The sequence below is a fragment of the Thermomonas sp. genome, assembly GCF_047606765.1.
Classification (GTDB): Bacteria; Pseudomonadota; Gammaproteobacteria; order Xanthomonadales; family Xanthomonadaceae; genus Thermomonas.
In genome coordinates this window covers 42,438-57,897 of the sequence record NZ_JASGED010000011.1, presented here as the reverse complement: position 1 = coordinate 57,897, position 15,460 = coordinate 42,438, and the positions used below count along the sequence as shown (strand labels likewise).

General features: G+C 66.7%; 16 protein-coding genes, 2 tRNA genes and 2 other RNA genes. 12 read left to right on the top strand and 8 right to left on the bottom strand.

The window, feature by feature from the left end; all coding sequences use genetic code 11:
• Both QM612_RS01315 and QM612_RS01310 read left to right on the top strand, forming a co-directional pair.
• On the top strand, positions 1-116 hold a 116-nt coding region (locus tag QM612_RS01315; RefSeq protein ID WP_415252093.1), incomplete at its 5' end, for a transposase.
• 82 nt (positions 117-198) lie between these two features.
• The gene (locus QM612_RS01310; protein ID WP_415252088.1) at positions 199-2,166 is read left to right on the top strand and encodes a peptidyl-prolyl cis-trans isomerase; all 1,968 of its coding nucleotides are present in this window, start codon (positions 199-201) and stop codon (positions 2,164-2,166) included.
• Between the two features lie 132 nt (positions 2,167-2,298).
• Here the strand turns inward: QM612_RS01310 and QM612_RS01305 are convergent, their stop codons facing one another.
• Together QM612_RS01305 and gloB are read right to left on the bottom strand one after the other, a co-directional pair.
• The gene (locus tag QM612_RS01305; protein ID WP_415252087.1) at positions 2,299-3,087 is read right to left on the bottom strand and encodes an enoyl-ACP reductase; all 789 of its coding nucleotides are present in this window, start codon (positions 3,085-3,087) and stop codon (positions 2,299-2,301) included.
• A 91-nt stretch (positions 3,088-3,178) separates the two neighbouring features.
• Positions 3,179-3,940 carry a hydroxyacylglutathione hydrolase gene (gene gloB / locus QM612_RS01300; RefSeq protein WP_415252086.1) on the bottom strand — a complete coding sequence of 254 codons (762 nt, stop codon included), beginning with the start codon at positions 3,938-3,940 and terminating at the stop codon, positions 3,179-3,181.
• A 46-nt stretch (positions 3,941-3,986) separates the two neighbouring features.
• Here gloB and QM612_RS01295 point away from each other — a divergent pair, with 46 nt between their 5' ends.
• The 3 genes from QM612_RS01295 to dnaQ are packed head-to-tail and all read left to right on the top strand — an operon-like array spanning position 3,987 to position 5,811.
• Entirely contained in the window at positions 3,987-4,649 is a 663-nt protein-coding gene (locus tag QM612_RS01295; RefSeq protein ID WP_415252085.1) for a methyltransferase domain-containing protein, read from the top strand.
• A complete protein-coding gene (rnhA, locus tag QM612_RS01290; protein WP_415252084.1) occupies positions 4,646-5,101 on the top strand; it encodes a ribonuclease HI in 456 nt (151 codons plus the stop codon). Before QM612_RS01295 ends, rnhA begins: the two co-directional genes overlap by 4 nt.
• On the top strand, positions 5,101-5,811 hold the full coding sequence (gene dnaQ / locus QM612_RS01285) for a DNA polymerase III subunit epsilon (protein ID WP_415252083.1): 711 nt from the start codon (positions 5,101-5,103) through the stop codon (positions 5,809-5,811). The genes rnhA and dnaQ overlap by 1 nt, the downstream gene beginning before the upstream one ends.
• An 81-nt stretch (positions 5,812-5,892) precedes the next feature.
• Here the strand turns inward: dnaQ and QM612_RS01280 are convergent, their stop codons facing one another.
• The 4 genes from QM612_RS01280 to QM612_RS01265 form a co-directional block, all read right to left on the bottom strand.
• Entirely contained in the window at positions 5,893-6,597 is a 705-nt protein-coding gene (locus QM612_RS01280; RefSeq protein WP_415252082.1) for a PP2C family protein-serine/threonine phosphatase, read from the bottom strand.
• Between the two features lie 342 nt (positions 6,598-6,939).
• A non-coding RNA gene (locus QM612_RS01275) (RtT sRNA) lies at positions 6,940-7,065 on the bottom strand.
• A 41-nt stretch (positions 7,066-7,106) separates the two neighbouring features.
• Positions 7,107-7,197, bottom strand: a tRNA-Ser gene (locus QM612_RS01270).
• A 62-nt stretch (positions 7,198-7,259) separates the two neighbouring features.
• The gene (locus tag QM612_RS01265) at positions 7,260-7,991 is read right to left on the bottom strand and encodes a hypothetical protein (protein ID WP_415252081.1); all 732 of its coding nucleotides are present in this window, start codon (positions 7,989-7,991) and stop codon (positions 7,260-7,262) included.
• A gap of 46 nt (positions 7,992-8,037) precedes the next feature.
• Between QM612_RS01265 and QM612_RS01260 the strand changes: the two genes are divergently transcribed.
• The 7 genes from QM612_RS01260 (at position 8,038) to QM612_RS01230 (ending at position 12,431) form a co-directional block, all read left to right on the top strand.
• A complete protein-coding gene (locus tag QM612_RS01260; protein WP_415252080.1) occupies positions 8,038-8,781 on the top strand; it encodes a 3-deoxy-D-manno-octulosonic acid kinase in 744 nt (247 codons plus the stop codon).
• 89 nt (positions 8,782-8,870) lie between these two features.
• Positions 8,871-8,963: transfer RNA gene (locus tag QM612_RS01255), tRNA-Ser, on the top strand.
• A gap of 31 nt (positions 8,964-8,994) precedes the next feature.
• Positions 8,995-9,091, top strand: an RNA gene (gene ffs, locus QM612_RS01250) — signal recognition particle sRNA small type.
• Positions 9,092-9,278: 187 nt separating this feature from the next.
• The gene (gene dnaX / locus QM612_RS01245) at positions 9,279-10,982 is read left to right on the top strand and encodes a DNA polymerase III subunit gamma/tau (RefSeq protein WP_415252079.1); all 1,704 of its coding nucleotides are present in this window, start codon (positions 9,279-9,281) and stop codon (positions 10,980-10,982) included.
• Between the two features lie 33 nt (positions 10,983-11,015).
• Positions 11,016-11,336, top strand: a complete 321-nt coding sequence (locus QM612_RS01240) for a YbaB/EbfC family nucleoid-associated protein (RefSeq protein ID WP_415252078.1) — start codon at positions 11,016-11,018, stop codon at positions 11,334-11,336.
• Positions 11,337-11,384: 48 nt separating this feature from the next.
• Positions 11,385-11,981 carry a recombination mediator RecR gene (recR, locus tag QM612_RS01235; RefSeq protein WP_415252077.1) on the top strand — a complete coding sequence of 199 codons (597 nt, stop codon included), beginning with the start codon at positions 11,385-11,387 and terminating at the stop codon, positions 11,979-11,981.
• 102 nt (positions 11,982-12,083) lie between these two features.
• Positions 12,084-12,431: a histidine triad nucleotide-binding protein gene (locus QM612_RS01230; RefSeq protein ID WP_415252076.1), complete on the top strand. Its 348-nt coding sequence runs from the start codon at positions 12,084-12,086 to the stop codon at positions 12,429-12,431.
• Between the two features lie 111 nt (positions 12,432-12,542).
• Here QM612_RS01230 and QM612_RS01225 read toward each other — a convergent pair whose 3' ends face one another.
• Together QM612_RS01225 and QM612_RS01220 are read right to left on the bottom strand one after the other, a co-directional pair.
• Positions 12,543-14,510, bottom strand: a complete 1,968-nt coding sequence (locus QM612_RS01225) for a transglutaminase TgpA family protein (RefSeq protein ID WP_415252075.1) — start codon at positions 14,508-14,510, stop codon at positions 12,543-12,545.
• Positions 14,503-15,459 carry a DUF58 domain-containing protein gene (locus tag QM612_RS01220; RefSeq protein ID WP_415252074.1) on the bottom strand — a complete coding sequence of 319 codons (957 nt, stop codon included), beginning with the start codon at positions 15,457-15,459 and terminating at the stop codon, positions 14,503-14,505. The genes QM612_RS01225 and QM612_RS01220 overlap by 8 nt, the downstream gene beginning before the upstream one ends.
• Position 15,460 lies beyond the last annotated feature (1 nt).

Here is a 15,460-nt window from a genome sequence, read left to right as displayed (position 1 = left end):
GCCAGTTGGAAGGGATCAACAACAAAATCAAGGTCATCAAGCGCATGGCTTACGGCTACCGGGACAGCGCCTACTTCTTCCTGAAGATCAAGGCCACCTTCCCCGGGAATACGTGAAGAACCTTTTTCTTTGCCTGCAGGGCGGGCGACCGGGCCGCATCCGGTAAACTACCCGGCTACGCCTCATCGTCATTCGCCCATGCTGCAGACACTTCGCGACAAGACTTCCGGCTGGATCGCCACCCTGATCCTTGGCCTGCTCATCATCCCGTTCGCCTTCTTCGGCATGGAGTCCTACATGTCGCAGCAGGTGGAAACCCATGCCGCGCGCATCGCGCAGCCGCCGTCATGGTGGCAGTCCGCACCACGGGTGTGGCCGCTGACTTACCTGTGGACGACGCGCGAAATCGATTCCGCCGCGTATCGCCAGCGGCTGGAAGCGTTGCGCATGCAGGCGCGCGAGCAGCAAGGCGATGCCTTTGATCCACAGGCGTTCGAGTCGGTCGAGAACAAGCGCAAGATCATCGATGCGATGATCGACGAGGAAGTCATGCGCATGACCTCCGAGCGCAGTGGCATCGTGATCGGCGATGCGCAACTGCGCGAGGCGATCCAGGCGATCCCGGACTTCCAGGTCGATGGCGTGTTCAACCTTGACCGCTACCAGTTGCTGCTGGCCTCGCAGAATCCGCCGCAGACGCCGGTGACCTTCCAGGCGCGCATGCGCGAAAGCCTGCAGATGGGGTTGATCCCGCAGCGGCTGGTGAACTCCGGCCTGGTGACCGATGTCGAAATTGATCGCCTGATGCGCCTGCTGGGCGAACAGCGTGACGTCAGCTTCGTGATGATGCCGCCCGCGCCGGTGGATGATGCGCCGGTCATGCCGGCGGAAATCGAAGCCTGGTACAAGGCCAATGCCAACGCCTACCGCAGCCCGGAAAGCGTGCGCGTGGAGTATGTCGAGGTCAATGCCGCCACGTTGCCCATGCCGGTGCTGGACGAGGCGGCACTGCGCAAGCGTTACGAGGAGCAGCGCAGCAAGTACGCCAGCGCCGAGCAGCGCGAAGTGGCGCATATCCAGGTGCAGGTGGCTGCCGACGCCAGCGAGGCCCAGAAGAAGGCTGCCGAAGCGAAGGCGAAGGAGCTTGCCGCCAAGGCGCGCGCGCCGGGTGCGGATTTCGCCGCGCTGGCCGCTGCCAACTCGGATGATGCCGGGTCGAAGGACAAGGGCGGCGACCTGGGCTGGCTCGCCAAGGGCAGCATGCCCGGTGCATTCGACGATGCGGCGTTCGCGCTGAAGGCCGGCGAAGTGAGCGGGCCGGTCAAGTCCGATTTCGGCTGGCACATCATCAAGGTCAAGCAGGTGCGCGGCGGTACCCAGCGCCCGTTCGAAGAGGTGCGTGCAGCGCTGGAACAGGAGATGCAGGCCGCCGAGCGCGAGCGCATCTTCAACGACATGACCGGCAAGCTGGTCGATGCGGTGTACAAGAATCCGAACTCGCTGCAACCGGCGGCGCAGGCGCTTGGCTTGCAGGTGCAGACCACGCCGGCCTTCTCGCGTGCAGGTGGCCCCGGCATTGCCAGTGACCGCAAGGTGGTGCGCGCCGCGTTCTCCGACGACCTGCTCAAGCAGGGCGGTGCCAGTGACCCGATCGAACTGGGGCCGGAGCGCACCGTGCTGATCCGGGTGCTGGAACACCAGCCGGAACGCGCGCTGCCGCTGGCAACCGTGCGCGAATCAGTGATCGCCTCGATCCGTGCCGAGCGCCAGCACAAGGCCGCGTTGGCCGCAGCCGATGCGCTGGTGCAGGCCGCAGGCAGCAAGGGGCTTGCCGCAGCCGCCGGTGAGGCCGGGCTGGCCTTGGCCGATCTCAACGAAGTGCGCCGTGGCAGCCCGGTGCCGTCGCCGCAGGCGGTGGAGGCGTTCTTCGCGGTTCCGCGCCCGCAGCAGGACAAGGCATCGGTGAAGAAGGCGCGGCTGGGCGACCAGTACATGGTGTTTGCCGTGCGCGCCGCCCGCGATGGCGACCTTGCCCAGGTCACTCCGCAGGAGCGCGACTCGCTGCGCCAGCAGCTTGCCACCGCTCACGGCATCGAGGCGCAGCAGGCCTTCGTGCGCGCGGCGCGTGCGAAGTACAAGATCGAGGTTGCGGAAGACCGGCTGTAAGGCCGCTTGCCGACGCCGCAAACGAAAACGCCCGGCAATGCCGGGCGTTTTCGTTTTTTTCCTTCTCCCTTTGGGAGAAGGTGCCCGCAGAGCCTGCCCCCGCGAAAGCGGGGGGCGGATGAGGGTGCGGGCTTACTCGATCCCGCTCATGCCCATGATGTTGTAGCCGGCATCCACGTAGGTCACTTCGCCGGTGATGCCGCCCGCAAGATCGGAGCACAGGAACGCGGCGGCATTGCCCACGTCCTCGATGGTCACTGCCTTGCGCAGCGGCGCGACTGCCTCGAACTGGCTGAGCATCTTGCGGAAGTTGGCAACGCCGGAGGCAGCCAGCGTGCGGATCGGGCCGGCGGAAATCGCGTTGACGCGGGTGCCTTCCGGGCCAAGCGCCATCGCCATGTAGCGCACGGTGGCTTCCAGCGAGGCCTTGGCCACGCCCATCGTGTTGTAGTTCGCCAGCGCACGCTCCGCACCGAGGTAGGACAGGGTGAGGATGCTGCCGTTGCGGCCCTTCATCAGCGGGCGCGCGGCCTTGCCGATGGCGGCGAGCGAATAGGCGCTGATGTCGTGGGCGATGTGGTAGCGCTCGCGGTTGATGCCGTCGAGGAAATCGCCTTCGATCGCTTCGCGCGGGGCGAAGGCGATGCAGTGGACGAGGATGTCGAAGCCGTCCGTCCAGTGCTTGCCGAGTGCATCGAAGCAGGCGTCGATCTGGGCGTCGTCCGCCACGTCCAGCGGCAGCACGATCTTGCTGCCGTAGCCGGCGGCGGCGTCCTCGACGCGCGACTTCAGCTTGTCGTTCTGGTAGGTCAGCGCCAGTTCCGCACCTTCGCGGTGGAAGGCATCGGCGATGCCGGTGGCGATGGAACGCTGGCTGGCGATGCCGGTGACCAGTGCGCGCTTGCCTTGCAGGAATCCCATGTCGTCTCCTTGAAATTGCGCGTGGGGCGCGCGTCGAGCAATCGCTCTAGTTTGCCTTGCGCAGCAGCCTGCGACCAGTGCGGCCGGGCGTTCAGGCGCGGAAGCCGTCCTTCCAGGTGCGCAAGGTGCCGAACACGGCGGCTTCGTCGGCCAGCGGCTGGCCCGCGTGGCGCTGCGCGGCGGCGCGCACGGCAGGCAGATGGCAGCGCAGGAAGGGGTTGCAGGCGAGCTCATCGACAAGCCGGGATGGTAGCGTGGGCTGGCCGGCGTCGCGCTGCGCGCGGGCTTGGTCGCGGCGGGCCTGCAGCGCGGGATTGCCGGGTTCAACGGTCAGCGCGAAGGCCGCATTTTCCAGCGTGTATTCGTGGCCGCAGCAGACCCGCGTGTCGCCGGGCAGGGCGGCTAACCGCTTTAACGAGGCATGCATCTGCGCCGGCCTGCCTTCGAACATCCGCCCGCAGCCAAGGCTGAACAGGGTGTCGCCGCAAAACAGCAGGCCGTGCCCTACGAATGCGATGTGGCTGCGCGTATGGCCGGGGATGTCCAGCACGTTGAAACGCCACGGGCCGGCATCGACCACGTCGCCATCACCAACCCGCTGCGAGGCGGTGGCGATGCGCTCATCAAATGGCGCGAATACCGGCGTCTGAGGCCAGCGCGCCAGCAGTTCCGGCACGCCGCCGACGTGGTCGCCGTGATGGTGGGTGAGCAGGATCGCGTGCGGCGCGGCATCGCCCAGTGCCGCCAGCACCGGCAAGGCCTCACCGGGATCGACCACCAGCGCGCGGCCGGCATCGTCGCGCAGCAGCCAGACATAGTTGTCGTCGAAGGCGGGAAGCGGGTGCAGGCGCATTTGTCCAGTCGTGACGGGTCGAAGGGTTTCCCGCAGAATCCGGAACATGCCGCTGCCTGCTTTCCGCCGTCAACCCGACCCCGCTGCCGCCGATGCGTGGTTCGCGGGCCGTGCCGGGCAGGCCATCCTCGCGAGCGAGGCCGAATGCCTGCGGGTGGCCTTGCAGCAGCGTCCGGGGCAGGCGGCGCTGTGGCTGGCACCGTCGGCGGCGCAGATCGCCTGCGACGTGGATCAGGCCGCGCTGTTGCGCCTGCATCCGGGCAGCGATGGCTTTGATGGCGATCTGCGCTGCGACCTGCCGCTACCGCTGGCCAGCGAGTCATGCGGCTTGGTCATCGTCCAGCATTTGGCCGATGCCTTTGACGACCCGGCCGCGCTGTTCGACGAATGCGCGCGGGTGCTGCTGCCCGGCGGCTGGCTATGGCTGCTGGCGCTGAATCCGCTGACGCCATACCGGCTGCGCTGGCGCGGGCAGGGGCTGTCGGTCTCCGAACCGGTGACCTGGCGACGACGCCTGCGCACGGCAGGGCTGGCACCGGATACGGTCTCGCAGGGATTGGGGCCAACCTGGGACATCGGCCACGATCCGGCCCTGCAGGATGGTGCCGGGCTGCGCTCCGCCTTCCTGCTGCGTGCGCAGAAGCGCCGGCTGCCGCTGACGCCGATGCGCGGGCGGCGCGCGCTGGGCTGGCAGGTGGAAGCTACATGAGCGCGCGCAAGCAGATCGAAATCCATACCGATGGTGCCTGCCTGGGCAATCCCGGGCCGGGCGGCTGGGCGGCGTTGCTGCGCTGGCGCGATGTTGAACGCGAATTGGCAGGTGGCGAGCCGGATACCACCAACAACCGGATGGAACTGATGGCCGCCATCGCCGCGCTGGAAGCGCTGCGCGAACCCTGCAATGTGGTGTTGAGCACCGATTCGCAGTACGTGCGCCAAGGCATCAGTCAGTGGTTAGCCAACTGGGTGCGGCGCGGCTGGAAAACCTCCGGCGGCGACGCGGTGAAGAACCGCGACCTGTGGGAACGCCTGCACGCGGCGGCATCGCCGCATGCGGTGGACTGGCGCTGGGTCAAGGGCCACGCGGGTGATCCGGACAACGAACGCGTGGACGGGCTGGCTCGCGCCGAGGCCATCAAGATCAAGGAACAGGCAAGCTGATGCGGCAGGTCATTCTCGATACCGAAACCACCGGCCTTGAATGGCGCAAGGGCAACCGCGTGGTCGAAATCGGCTGCGTGGAACTGCTGGAGCGCCGCCCGACCGGCCGCACCTTCCACACCTATCTGCACCCGGACCGCGAGTTCGAACCCGGCGCGCAGGAAGTCACCGGCCTGACCCTGGAGTTCCTGGCCGACAAGCCGCGCTTTCCCGAAATCGTGGACGAGTTCCTCGCCTTCATCGATGGCGCGCAGCTGGTGATCCACAACGCCGCGTTCGACGTTGGCTTCCTCGATGCCGAGCTGGCGCGGCTGGACGGTTACGGCAAGCTGCTCGACCGATGCACGGTGGAAGACACCCTGCTGCTGGCGCGCGAGCGCTTCCCCGGCCAGCGCAATTCGCTGGATGCGCTGTGCAAGCGGCTGGACGTGGACAATTCTCAGCGCCAGTTGCACGGCGCGCTGCTCGACGCCCAGATCCTGATGGAGGTGTACCTCGCGCTGACTTCGGGGCAGGGCGAGATCGGCTTCGGCGGCGAGCAGGCGGACGCCAAGGGTGCGACAACGGTGGTGGCGATGCCGGTGGGCGATGCCTCGCTGCGTCCGCGCGTGCGCATCGACGACGAGGAAGCGCAGGCCCACGCGGCGCGGCTGGACGTGTTGCAGAAGAAGGCCGGGCGCTGCCTGTGGCGGGAGCTGGAAGCCGGTTGATCGTTCGTGTCGTGCCGAGCAAGCTCGGCACCTACGCACATGCCGTCGCTGTAGGCGCGGAGCTTGCTCCGCGCATGCACCTCAGTGCCGCCGGATCAGCACCACGGTCACGTTGTCCGAACCGCCGCCGTCCAGTGCTTCGGCCACCAGCCCATCCACGCATTCCTGCGCGCTGCATTCCTGATGCGCCAGCACGCGGGCGATGCCGGGATCATCGACTTCCTCGGTCAGGCCGTCACTGCACAGCAACAGCTGCATGCCGGGGCGCAGCTCGCCGCCCAGTGTCTCCACGTTCAACTGCTGTGGATCGGTCACGCCCAGCGCCTGCGTCACCACGTTGCGATGCGGGTGGCTGCGCGCCTGGTCGGCGGTGATCGCACCCTGCGCGATCAGTTCCTGCACGTAGCTGTGATCCTGCGAAATCTGGGTCAGCGCGCCGTCGCGCCACAGATAGACGCGGCTGTCGCCGACCCATGCCACCTCGAAGCGGTTGCCGCTGACCTTGGCCGCGACCACGGTGGTGCCCATCGGCAGGCTGTCGCCGCGCCGTTTCGAGCAGCGGATGATTTCCTCGTCGGCGGTGCGGATGGCATCGGCCAGCGTGTTGCCGGCGCGCACCTCGCGCACGATCGCCTCGCGCGCCAGCGCGCTTGCGACCTCACCGTATTCGTGGCCACCCATGCCGTCGGCGACCAGCCACAGCCCGAGTTCGCTGTCACCGTAATAGGTGTCCTCGTTCAGCTCCCGCCGCAGGCCAACGTGGGTCAGGTGTCCGAATTCGATCATGCGCTGCTGGAAGTCCCGGGACTCTCTGATGCTAACGGAATGGGCGGGCTGGAGCGGACGCGACTTTCGTCGTGTCGTTCCGATGGACTGTACGACGAGCGGAGGCGGAAAATCCCGGCCCGGACGGGAAATGATGGAATGGGGGTGGATAGACGCGGGTGCAAAGTCCGAGGGTGTAGCGGATGGGGGGATAGACGCGGCACATCCTGTGCCGTGCCCTTCGGGCGACCTGCGGTCGTCCAAATTCGTTCCAGACGAATTTGTCGAACCCCCGTCGGGTGTTCTCGTCCGCCGCCTGCCAACCAGATACGAAAAACGCCCACAAGGGGCGTTTTGCGTATCTGGCGGGGAGGGGGGATTCACTCGGCGTTGCGCGCCACGCCCTGCGGGCGGCTTCGCCGTGCAAGCCGCTTGCGCGGCTTATCGAACCCCCGTCGGGGATTCTCATCCCCCTTCCAAACCTGCGGGCGGAACCCGCATGATCTGAACCATCCAACGCTTTCACAAACTGGCGGGGAGGGGGGGATTCGAACCCCCGAGGCGCTATAAACGCCTGCCTGATTTCGAGTCAGGTACATTCAACCACTCTGCCACCTCCCCGTTTGCAACTAGGTGCAGCGGGCCGCGAATGATACGGGCCGCGCGGGCCGGCGGCAAGGCGGTCAGCGCCAGTGTTCGGCAATCCAGAGCGTCGGCCTGACCTTGCGGAACCATTTGCCGCTGCGGCCCGCCAGTGCTTCGTCCGGGTGCGGATGGCCGTGGAAGGCGATTACCGCCGCGCCCGGTGGAATGCGCGGGGTGCCAAACCAGCCCAGCGGCGCGGGAATGCAGTGGCGCTTGAAGCTGCGCACCCACTCCGCCGGCCAGTAGCCCAGCTTGCCCTGCGCGCCCAGCGTGCCGGTGACGTATTCCTGTTCGTTGCGGACTTCGCCCAGGATGCGCTGCTGGTCGCGGCGCAGGATGTCCAGCAGGTCGGCGTGTGCGCCGGCTTCGAAGCGATACACCGAGGTATTGCCAGTGCCGTCGCGCTTGTCCCATTCGCGGATCACCAAGAACTCTCCCGGCGGCTCGAAGAAGCGGTCCAGCGAATCCACGATCACCACGTCCAGATCGATGAACAAGGTGGTGCCGGTCAGGTCATGCAACGGATTGGCGAAGCTGGTCACCTTCAGCCAGCCATGCCCGCGCACCCATGGCACCTGCGCGTCGAAATCGGCAATGCCGACCTTGGGGATGTCGAAGACTTCGATGTCCGGGTCGATGCCGCTGCGGTCATCGGTCAGGCAGACGAAACGATGCTCGCGCGCCAGGTTGCGCCTGACCATCGAGCGCAGGCGGTTGACGTATTCGGGGCCGTACTTGGCACCCCACTTGATGCACAGGACATTGACCATGGACGAAGGATAGAGCATCGACGCCACGGAGGTTAGACTCGCGTGGATGGCCGGCTTCGACGCAAATGAACACCTGACGCCGTTCCGCGACGCACGCGGCTACGGCGCGGTGTTGTTCGACCGCACCCAGCTGCGCCAGCCCGATCCGGCATGGTTCAACCCGAAGCACTGGGGCGAGGCCGCGCAGCCGGTGTCGGAAGGCGGGCGCGGCGGCGCATGGTTCATCGACATGGGCGGCGGCGAAGCCGTGTTGCGCCACTATCTGCGCGGTGGCTGGATGGCGAAGTTCAGCCGCGAAGGCCACCTCTGGCGTGGCATCAACCGCGTGCGCAGCTTCGCCGAGTTCCGCCTGCTGCGCGAACTGCGCGCGAAGAAATTGCCGGTGCCGCTGCCATTCGCCGCCTGCTATCGGCGCGAGGGTTTGCGTTACACCGCTTCCATTTTGTTGCAACGCCTGCCCGGCGTGCGTCCGTTGGCATCGCTTGCGCTGGAAGGTGACGCGCCGTGGGAACAAACGGGCGAACTCGTTGCCCGCTTCCATCGCGCGGGGCTGGATCACGCCGACCTCAATGCCCACAACATCCTGTTCGATGCCGAAGGCAAGGGCTGGATGATCGACTTCGACCGCTCACGCCTGCGCATCCCCGCTACCGGCTGGCGCGAGGCCAATCTCAAGCGCCTGCATCGTTCGCTGCGCAAGCGTCGCGGCAGTCGCAGCATCGAACAGGTGGATGCCGACTTCGTCCGCCTGCGCGCGGCCTACGACGCGGCCTGGCAGCGCGGCTACTGAACCCGGACGGGCTTCCTTGTCCCAAACCGGGTCTGCCGGTAAACTGCGCGGCCCGGAACGCCGCCGCGACGCGGTTTTCCGGTTCCAGCGGAGAGGTGTCCGAGTGGTTGAAGGAGCACGCCTGGAAAGTGTGTAAGCGTCTAAACCGCGCTTCGGGGGTTCGAATCCCCCTCTCTCCGCCAGTTTCTCGCTATGCAAGTCTCCATGGTGGCCCCGTCGGCCCCTCGCGACGCTAGGTCGAAAACCCCGCCAGGGCCGGAAGGCAGCAACGGTATCGACTGACGCGGGCGCCGAGGTCAGCCGGCGGGGCTGCCGCCCGTTTAGGGCTTCGCCCTAAACGGCCCACGATTTCCGCTGCGCGAAATCGTGGGTCCCGCTATGTGCTTCCGATCCCCCGCTCGCTGCGCGAGCGCCCCCTTACCAAGGGGGCTTGAAAAGCGTCATCGCGAGTTGCGGATTCATCGAAGCGCAACGCCGGCGCATGCCACAATGGCGGCATGTCCTACCTCGTGCTTGCCCGCAAGTGGCGTCCCAAGCGTTTCGCCGAACTGGTCGGGCAGGAGCACGTCGTGCGCGCCCTGACCAACGCGCTGGAAACCGGGCGCGTCCACCACGCCTTCCTGTTCACCGGCACCCGCGGCGTTGGCAAGACCACCATCGCGCGCATCTTCGCCAAGTCGCTGAACTGCGAGCGCGGCACTTCCGCCGATCCCTGCGGTGAGTGCGAGACATGCCTTGCCATCGATGCGGGCCGCTACATCGACCTGCTGGAAATCGACGCTGCATCCAACACCGGCGTGGACAACGTCCGCGAGTTGATCGAAAACGCGCAGTACATGCCCTCGCGCGGCAAGTACAAGGTCTATCTGATCGACGAAGTACACATGCTGTCCAAGCCCGCGTTCAATGCGCTGCTGAAGACGCTGGAAGAGCCGCCGGAGCACGTCAAGTTCCTGTTCGCCACCACAGACCCGGAAAAACTGCTGGTCACGGTGCTGAGCCGCTGCCTGCAGTTCAACCTGAAGCGGCTGGATGAGGCGCAGATTCGCGGGCAGATCACGAAGATCCTCGCGGCGGAAAACATCGATGCCGATGCGGATGCCGTGGCGCAGTTGGCGAAGGCCGCCGACGGCAGCATGCGCGATGGCTTGTCGCTGCTCGATCAGGCCATCGCCTACACAGGCGGCAGGCTGGACGGCGCGGCAGTGGCGGCGATGCTGGGCACGGTGGATCGCAACCGCGTGCAAGCCTTGCTGGATGCACTGGCCGACAATGACGGCGCGCGCCTGCTGGACGAAGCTGCGCAGCTTGCGGATTTTTCGCCGGACTGGAGCAGTGTGCTGGATGCCATCGCCGATGCACTGCACCGCATCCAGGTGAAGCAATTGGTGCCGGCGGTGGAAGCTGCGAGTGACGTGATCGACATCGAAGCGTTGGCCGCAAAGCTGCGCCCGGAGCTGGTGCAGCTCTGGTACCAGATGGCGCTGAACGGTCGCCGTGATCTTGGCTATGCACCCAGCCCGCGCAGCGGCTTCGAAATGACCCTGCTGCGGATGCTGGCGTTCCGGCCCGATGCCGCGCAGATGCAGCCAGTGGCCGTGCCCAAACCACAAACAGCATCTGCACCGATGCCTTCGCCGGGGCGCAGTGCCGCCGCCGAACGCGCGCGTGCGGAGCTGGCGCAAACTTTGCCGGAAGTGGTCGAAGCGCCGCGTTCCGCGCCGCCGGTCGTGCGTCCACCGGAGCCAGCGCCTGCGCCGCGCAATGAATCGCCAGCGCCATCATCGCAAGCAAGCAGTGCGCTGCTGGTTACCGACAGCGAACACTGGCTGGAACTGGTGGCGCAAAGCGGCCTGCGCGGGCCTGCAAAACTGCTGGCCGAACATGCAGGCTTCGTCGCCCATGGCGATGGCGTGCTGCGGCTTGCACTCACGCCCGAACACGAACACCTGAACTCGCCCAGCCTGCGCCTGCAACTGTGCGATGCCATCGGTCGCCAGCTTGGCGGCGACGTGCAGATCCGCTTCGAGGCCGGCCAGCCGCGTGGCGAAACCGCCAGCACGCGCAACGCGCGTGAGCGCGACAGCCGCCAGTCCGATGCCGAACGCGGTTTTGCCGATGATCCCGGCATTCGCCGGCTGGTGCAGGTGCATGGCGCACAGATCGTGCCGGATTCGATCCGTCCGCTCGGCGACGGCTGATCCTCAATATTTGATCCAACGGAAGAACGAAACATGCGTGGAAACATCGCCCAACTGATGCAGCAGGCGCAGAAGCTGCAGGAAAACATGCAGCGTGCGCAGGAAGAAGTCGCCGCGCTGGAAGCCACCGGCAATGCCGGCGGCGGCATGGTCAGCGTGACCCTTGGCGGTCGCATGGACTGCCGCAAGGTGCGCATCGACCCCAGCGTCTTTTCCGATCCCGAGATGGCGGAAGACCTGATTGCCGCTGCGTTCAACGACGCGGTGAACAGGATCAACGCGCAGTCGCAGGAGAAGATGGCGGCGGCAACGGCGGGCATGCCGATTCCGCCGGGCATGAAGCTGCCTTTCTGATGCAGCGATCCGTCATTCCGGCGAAAGCCGGAATGACGATCAAATGCGATGACCATCTCACTCCTCGAACAACTCATTGACGCGCTGCGGGTGCTGCCCGGTGTCGGCCAGAAGTCGGCGCAGCGGATGGCCTACCACCTGCTGGAGCGCCAGCGTGACGGCGGCAAGCGCTTGTCCGATGCGCTTGCGCAGGCGATGGAACACATCGGCCATTGCGAGCGCTGCCGCGATTTCAGTGAAACCCCGCTATGCCCCACCTGCGCCAGCGGCGCGCGTGATGCGCACCTGCTGTGCGTGGTCGAAAGCCCGGCGGATCGACTAGCCATCGAGCAGGCCACGGGTTTTCGTGGCCTGTACTACGTGTTGCAGGGACGGCTGAGTCCGCTGGACGGCATCGGCCCGCGTGAGCTTGGTTTGGACAAGCTCGCGCAGCGGTTGGAAGAAGGCGAGGTGACCGAACTGATCGTCGCCACCAATCCCACTGTCGAAGGTGAGGCCACTGCGCACTATCTGGCGCAGCTCGCGCGTGCGCGCGGCGTGCATCCCAGTCGGTTGGCGCATGGCGTGCCGCTGGGCGGTGAACTGGAATACGTGGATCGCGGCACCTTGCAGCATGCCTTCGGCAGCCGCTCGGAAATCCTGTAGGCGGCCCTTGTGGGAGCGGCCCATGGCCGTGACACGTTTCCTGCAAATTGCGTCGCGCCCATGGGGCGCTCCTACAATGCGGTGAACCGACAGGAGAACGACATGAGCGAGACCATCTTCCACAAGATCATGCGCCGCGAGATCCCGGCGGACGTGGTGTACGAGGACGAGCACCTGATCGCGTTCCGCGACATCGCGCCGCAGGCGCCGGTGCATGTGCTGTTCGTGCCGAAGGTCGATTTCGCCACGCTCAATGACGTGCCCGATGCAGACGCCGTGGTGGTGGGTCGCCTTGCCACCGCCGCCGCGCGTTACGCGAAGGCGCAGGGCTTTGCCGAGGACGGCTACCGCGTTGTCATGAATTGCAATGGCGATGGCGGGCAGACCGTCTTCCAGATTCATCTGCATCTGCTGGCCGGTGCGCCGCTGGGGCGGTTCGGTACACCGTAATCACACTGGCTCCGGCTGTGCCGAGCAAGCTCGGCACCTACATGTCCCCATGTCTGCCCCATACCCGTAGGCGTGGAGCTTGCTCCACGCAATGCGCTCCGCATATGCGCGTTATGGGCGATGCTGTTTCAAATCGCGCAGCAACGCTTGCACTGATTCGATGGCTCCGCGTGGTGCATAACGCGCCTGCGAAAAACGCAGTGCAAGTGAAGCCAGATGCTCGCCTGCACGTGGTTTGTCTGCCGCCACGCGCATGGCCCAATCCTGCGCCGCTTCGTGCGGTGCGCGCCCGCGCCCGATCCGCCGATAGCGCGCATCCAGCGCATGCCATGCACGCAGCAACGGGTCGCGCTGGCGTTCGCCGCGTGCCAGCAGCCATGCCATCCAGCCCAGCGCCAGCGCGGCAACGGCAGCCAGCAGCAGCACCAGATGCCAGGGTTGCAGCGCACCCAGGCCAAGCGGCTTCAACAAGTCTTCCTGCCGCTTCGCGTTGAAGCCCAGCACGAACTCGTTCCAGCCGCGTCGCATCCAGTCGCTGGCGTTGAACATCGGCACCAGTCCGGCGAAGCCGCCGATCCGCCCCGGCTGGCGGTCGGCAATGGTGTCGTAGATGCGTTCTGGCGCAACGGCGGCGGTCGGGTCGATGCGCACCCAGCCGCGTTTCGGCAGCCAGATTTCCGCCCATGCGTGTGCATCGGACTTGCGCACCAGCCAATAGTCGCCGATCGGGTTGCGATGCCCGCCTGCATAACCGGTGACCACGCGCGCCGGGATGTTTGCGGCGCGCATCAGCACCACGAAGGCCGAGCTGAAATGCTCGCAATAGCCTTCGCGGCGGTCGAACAGGAAATCGTCGATTTCGTTGCGGCCTGCCAGCGGCACGTTGAGGGTGTAGGCGAAGTCGCGGCGGATCATGTCCAGCGCGCGGTTGGCGATGGCGGCATCGCTGCGTCCTTCGGCATCGCGCCCTGCTTCGCGTCGCCATTGCCGGCCCAGCGCCAATGTGCGCGGGTTGTAATCGGCCGGCAGCCGCAATGCGCGGTCGCGCAGCGCAGGATGCAACTGCACGTCCGCCTGCGCAGGCGGGGCCGAACGCATCCGCCAGCGCGAGACGTTGTATTGCGGCGTTTCAGACCAGACGCTGAAGTCGCTGACGATCTTCGCGCCTTGCGGCATTTCGGTGGGCAGATCCAGCGCGATGAGCTGGCGGTTCTCGGTGGCTTCCAGATCGATCTGGTAATCCCAGCCTGCGTTCGCCGGCTGCATCGGCGGCGCCGGGAAGAACTCGATCCCGCGCGGGCGCGTCCAGGTGCGGCCATCGAAATCCAGCAGCACCGGGCCGCGCCAGTACATCTGTTGCGGCGGCGGTGCCGGGCCGAAGAACTGCACGCGCGCGGCAGGGCTGTCGTCCAGCAGCATGTCGAACCAGCCACCCGGCGTCATGCTGTCGGACAGGCCGGGCGTCGCGATGGCGCGTTCCGGCAGCCCCCACAGCGGCGTGGGCAGGCGCGGGAACAGCCAGAACGCGGCCAGTGCCAGTGGCAGGCCCAGCGCGACCAGTTTCAGCACACCGGTGGCGGCAGGCCATGCGAACAGGCGGTCGCCTTCGCTGCCGATGCCGGCTTCGTCTGCTGCCAATCGTTGCAGTGCAAGCAGGGTGAGCAACACGGCCAGCAGTGCCAGCAGCAGGCTCACCGGCCCCTGGTCGAGCAGGAAGGTGGCGAATGGCGCAAACAGGCCGAAGCCGACCAGGCTGCGTCCATCGCGCAGGCTGGTGGTTTCCGCGGGTTTGAGCGCCAGCATGGTTGCCAGCACCGCGCAGCCGGTATCGCGCCCGATGCCGGGCAGCACGGTCGCCACGGCCAGCAATCCACCCAGCCCCAGCAGCAGGCGCAACAGCGCTGGCAAGGGTTTCTTCCACGATGCAACGGCAACCACCACCGCACCGATGCCGAAGCTGATGCCGAGTGACATCGGCAGTTGCAACAGCAGTGGCAACAGGCAGGCCGATGCCGCAACTTGCGCCTGCGCGCGTGCGGCGGGCGACATCACCGGCGAACGTGGCCTGGCTTCAGTCATGCGCGGCCTCGCCGGGCAGCAGCGCCAGTGCGCGCAGGCAGAGGTGCCGATGCTGCGCACCCAGCCCCATCGGGATCGGCGGCGTTGCAGGCAACTGCAATGCGTAGCGGCGACCCTGGCGTTCGGCATCGTCCACCCAGCGCGCAAGCCGGCGGATGCGTTGCTCGTAGGGCAGGCCGCTGGTGTGCTGCCAATCGAGCAACAGCTCGCCGCTGCGCTGCTGTTCGTATTCGCGCACCAGCAGATGATCGCGGCGCGCGGATGCCTTCCACGCCACCGTGCGCGGCGCATCGCCGGGGCGGTAATCGCGCAGGTGGTGCGGGTCGTCGCCGGCGCGCGTCACCTGCGGATGGCCTTGCCCGCCCGCTGGCACCGGCAGCGGCGGTGCCTGTGCTTCCGGCGCGGGATACACCAGCACCGATTGCGCCGGCCACGCATAGGCCCATGCGCGTGCCAGCCCCAGCGGCTGCACGGTGGAAAGTTCGATGCGCGGCAACGGCAGCAGCCCGCGCCGACGTGTGGGCAGCGGCAGTTCCACCGTGCTGCCCTGTGCGTCGAGCGTGGCGTGGATGCTGCCGTGGTCATGGCCGATGCGCAGGCCGCGCCGCACACGCGCGTCGCCAGCATCCAGCGCAATGCGCAGGCGCAGGTCTTCGCCGGCCGCTATCGGGTCGGCGGCGATGGCAACCACCCGCAGCCCGGACAACTGCATGTGCGCGGCGATCAGACTTGCAAGCGATGCACCGGCCAGCAGCAGTGCCAGCAGCAGCGCGGGATTGTTGTTGAAGTTCAGCGCGCCCATCAGCATCGCGCCAAGCAGCAGCGCGAAGAACAGCCCGGTGGCGGTGGGCAGCACATAGATACGGTTGCGCAGCAGCCGCACCGGCAGCGTTTCCGGGCCGCGTGGCCGCGTCCATGCGCGTATGCGGCGGCGCAATGCTTCGATCATT

Bases quoted from the DNA above. Each gene is read 5' to 3' on its own strand.
- QM612_RS01310 (WP_415252088.1), top strand. From the start codon at position 199: ATGCTGCAGACACTTCGCGACAAGACTTCCGGCTGGATCGCCACCCTG.
- QM612_RS01305 (WP_415252087.1), bottom strand. From the start codon at position 3,087: ATGGGATTCCTGCAAGGCAAGCGCGCACTGGTCACCGGCATCGCCAGC.
- gloB (WP_415252086.1), bottom strand. From the start codon at position 3,940: ATGCGCCTGCACCCGCTTCCCGCCTTCGACGACAACTATGTCTGGCTG.
- QM612_RS01295 (WP_415252085.1), top strand. From the start codon at position 3,987: ATGCCGCTGCCTGCTTTCCGCCGTCAACCCGACCCCGCTGCCGCCGAT.
- rnhA (WP_415252084.1), top strand. From the start codon at position 4,646: ATGAGCGCGCGCAAGCAGATCGAAATCCATACCGATGGTGCCTGCCTG.
- dnaQ (WP_415252083.1), top strand. From the start codon at position 5,101: ATGCGGCAGGTCATTCTCGATACCGAAACCACCGGCCTTGAATGGCGC.
- QM612_RS01280 (WP_415252082.1), bottom strand. From the start codon at position 6,597: ATGATCGAATTCGGACACCTGACCCACGTTGGCCTGCGGCGGGAGCTG.
- QM612_RS01265 (WP_415252081.1), bottom strand. From the start codon at position 7,991: ATGGTCAATGTCCTGTGCATCAAGTGGGGTGCCAAGTACGGCCCCGAA.
- QM612_RS01260 (WP_415252080.1), top strand. From the start codon at position 8,038: ATGGCCGGCTTCGACGCAAATGAACACCTGACGCCGTTCCGCGACGCA.
- dnaX (WP_415252079.1), top strand. From the start codon at position 9,279: ATGTCCTACCTCGTGCTTGCCCGCAAGTGGCGTCCCAAGCGTTTCGCC.
- QM612_RS01240 (WP_415252078.1), top strand. From the start codon at position 11,016: ATGCGTGGAAACATCGCCCAACTGATGCAGCAGGCGCAGAAGCTGCAG.
- recR (WP_415252077.1), top strand. From the start codon at position 11,385: ATGACCATCTCACTCCTCGAACAACTCATTGACGCGCTGCGGGTGCTG.
- QM612_RS01230 (WP_415252076.1), top strand. From the start codon at position 12,084: ATGAGCGAGACCATCTTCCACAAGATCATGCGCCGCGAGATCCCGGCG.
- QM612_RS01225 (WP_415252075.1), bottom strand. From the start codon at position 14,510: ATGACTGAAGCCAGGCCACGTTCGCCGGTGATGTCGCCCGCCGCACGC.
- QM612_RS01220 (WP_415252074.1), bottom strand. From the start codon at position 15,459: ATGATCGAAGCATTGCGCCGCCGCATACGCGCATGGACGCGGCCACGC.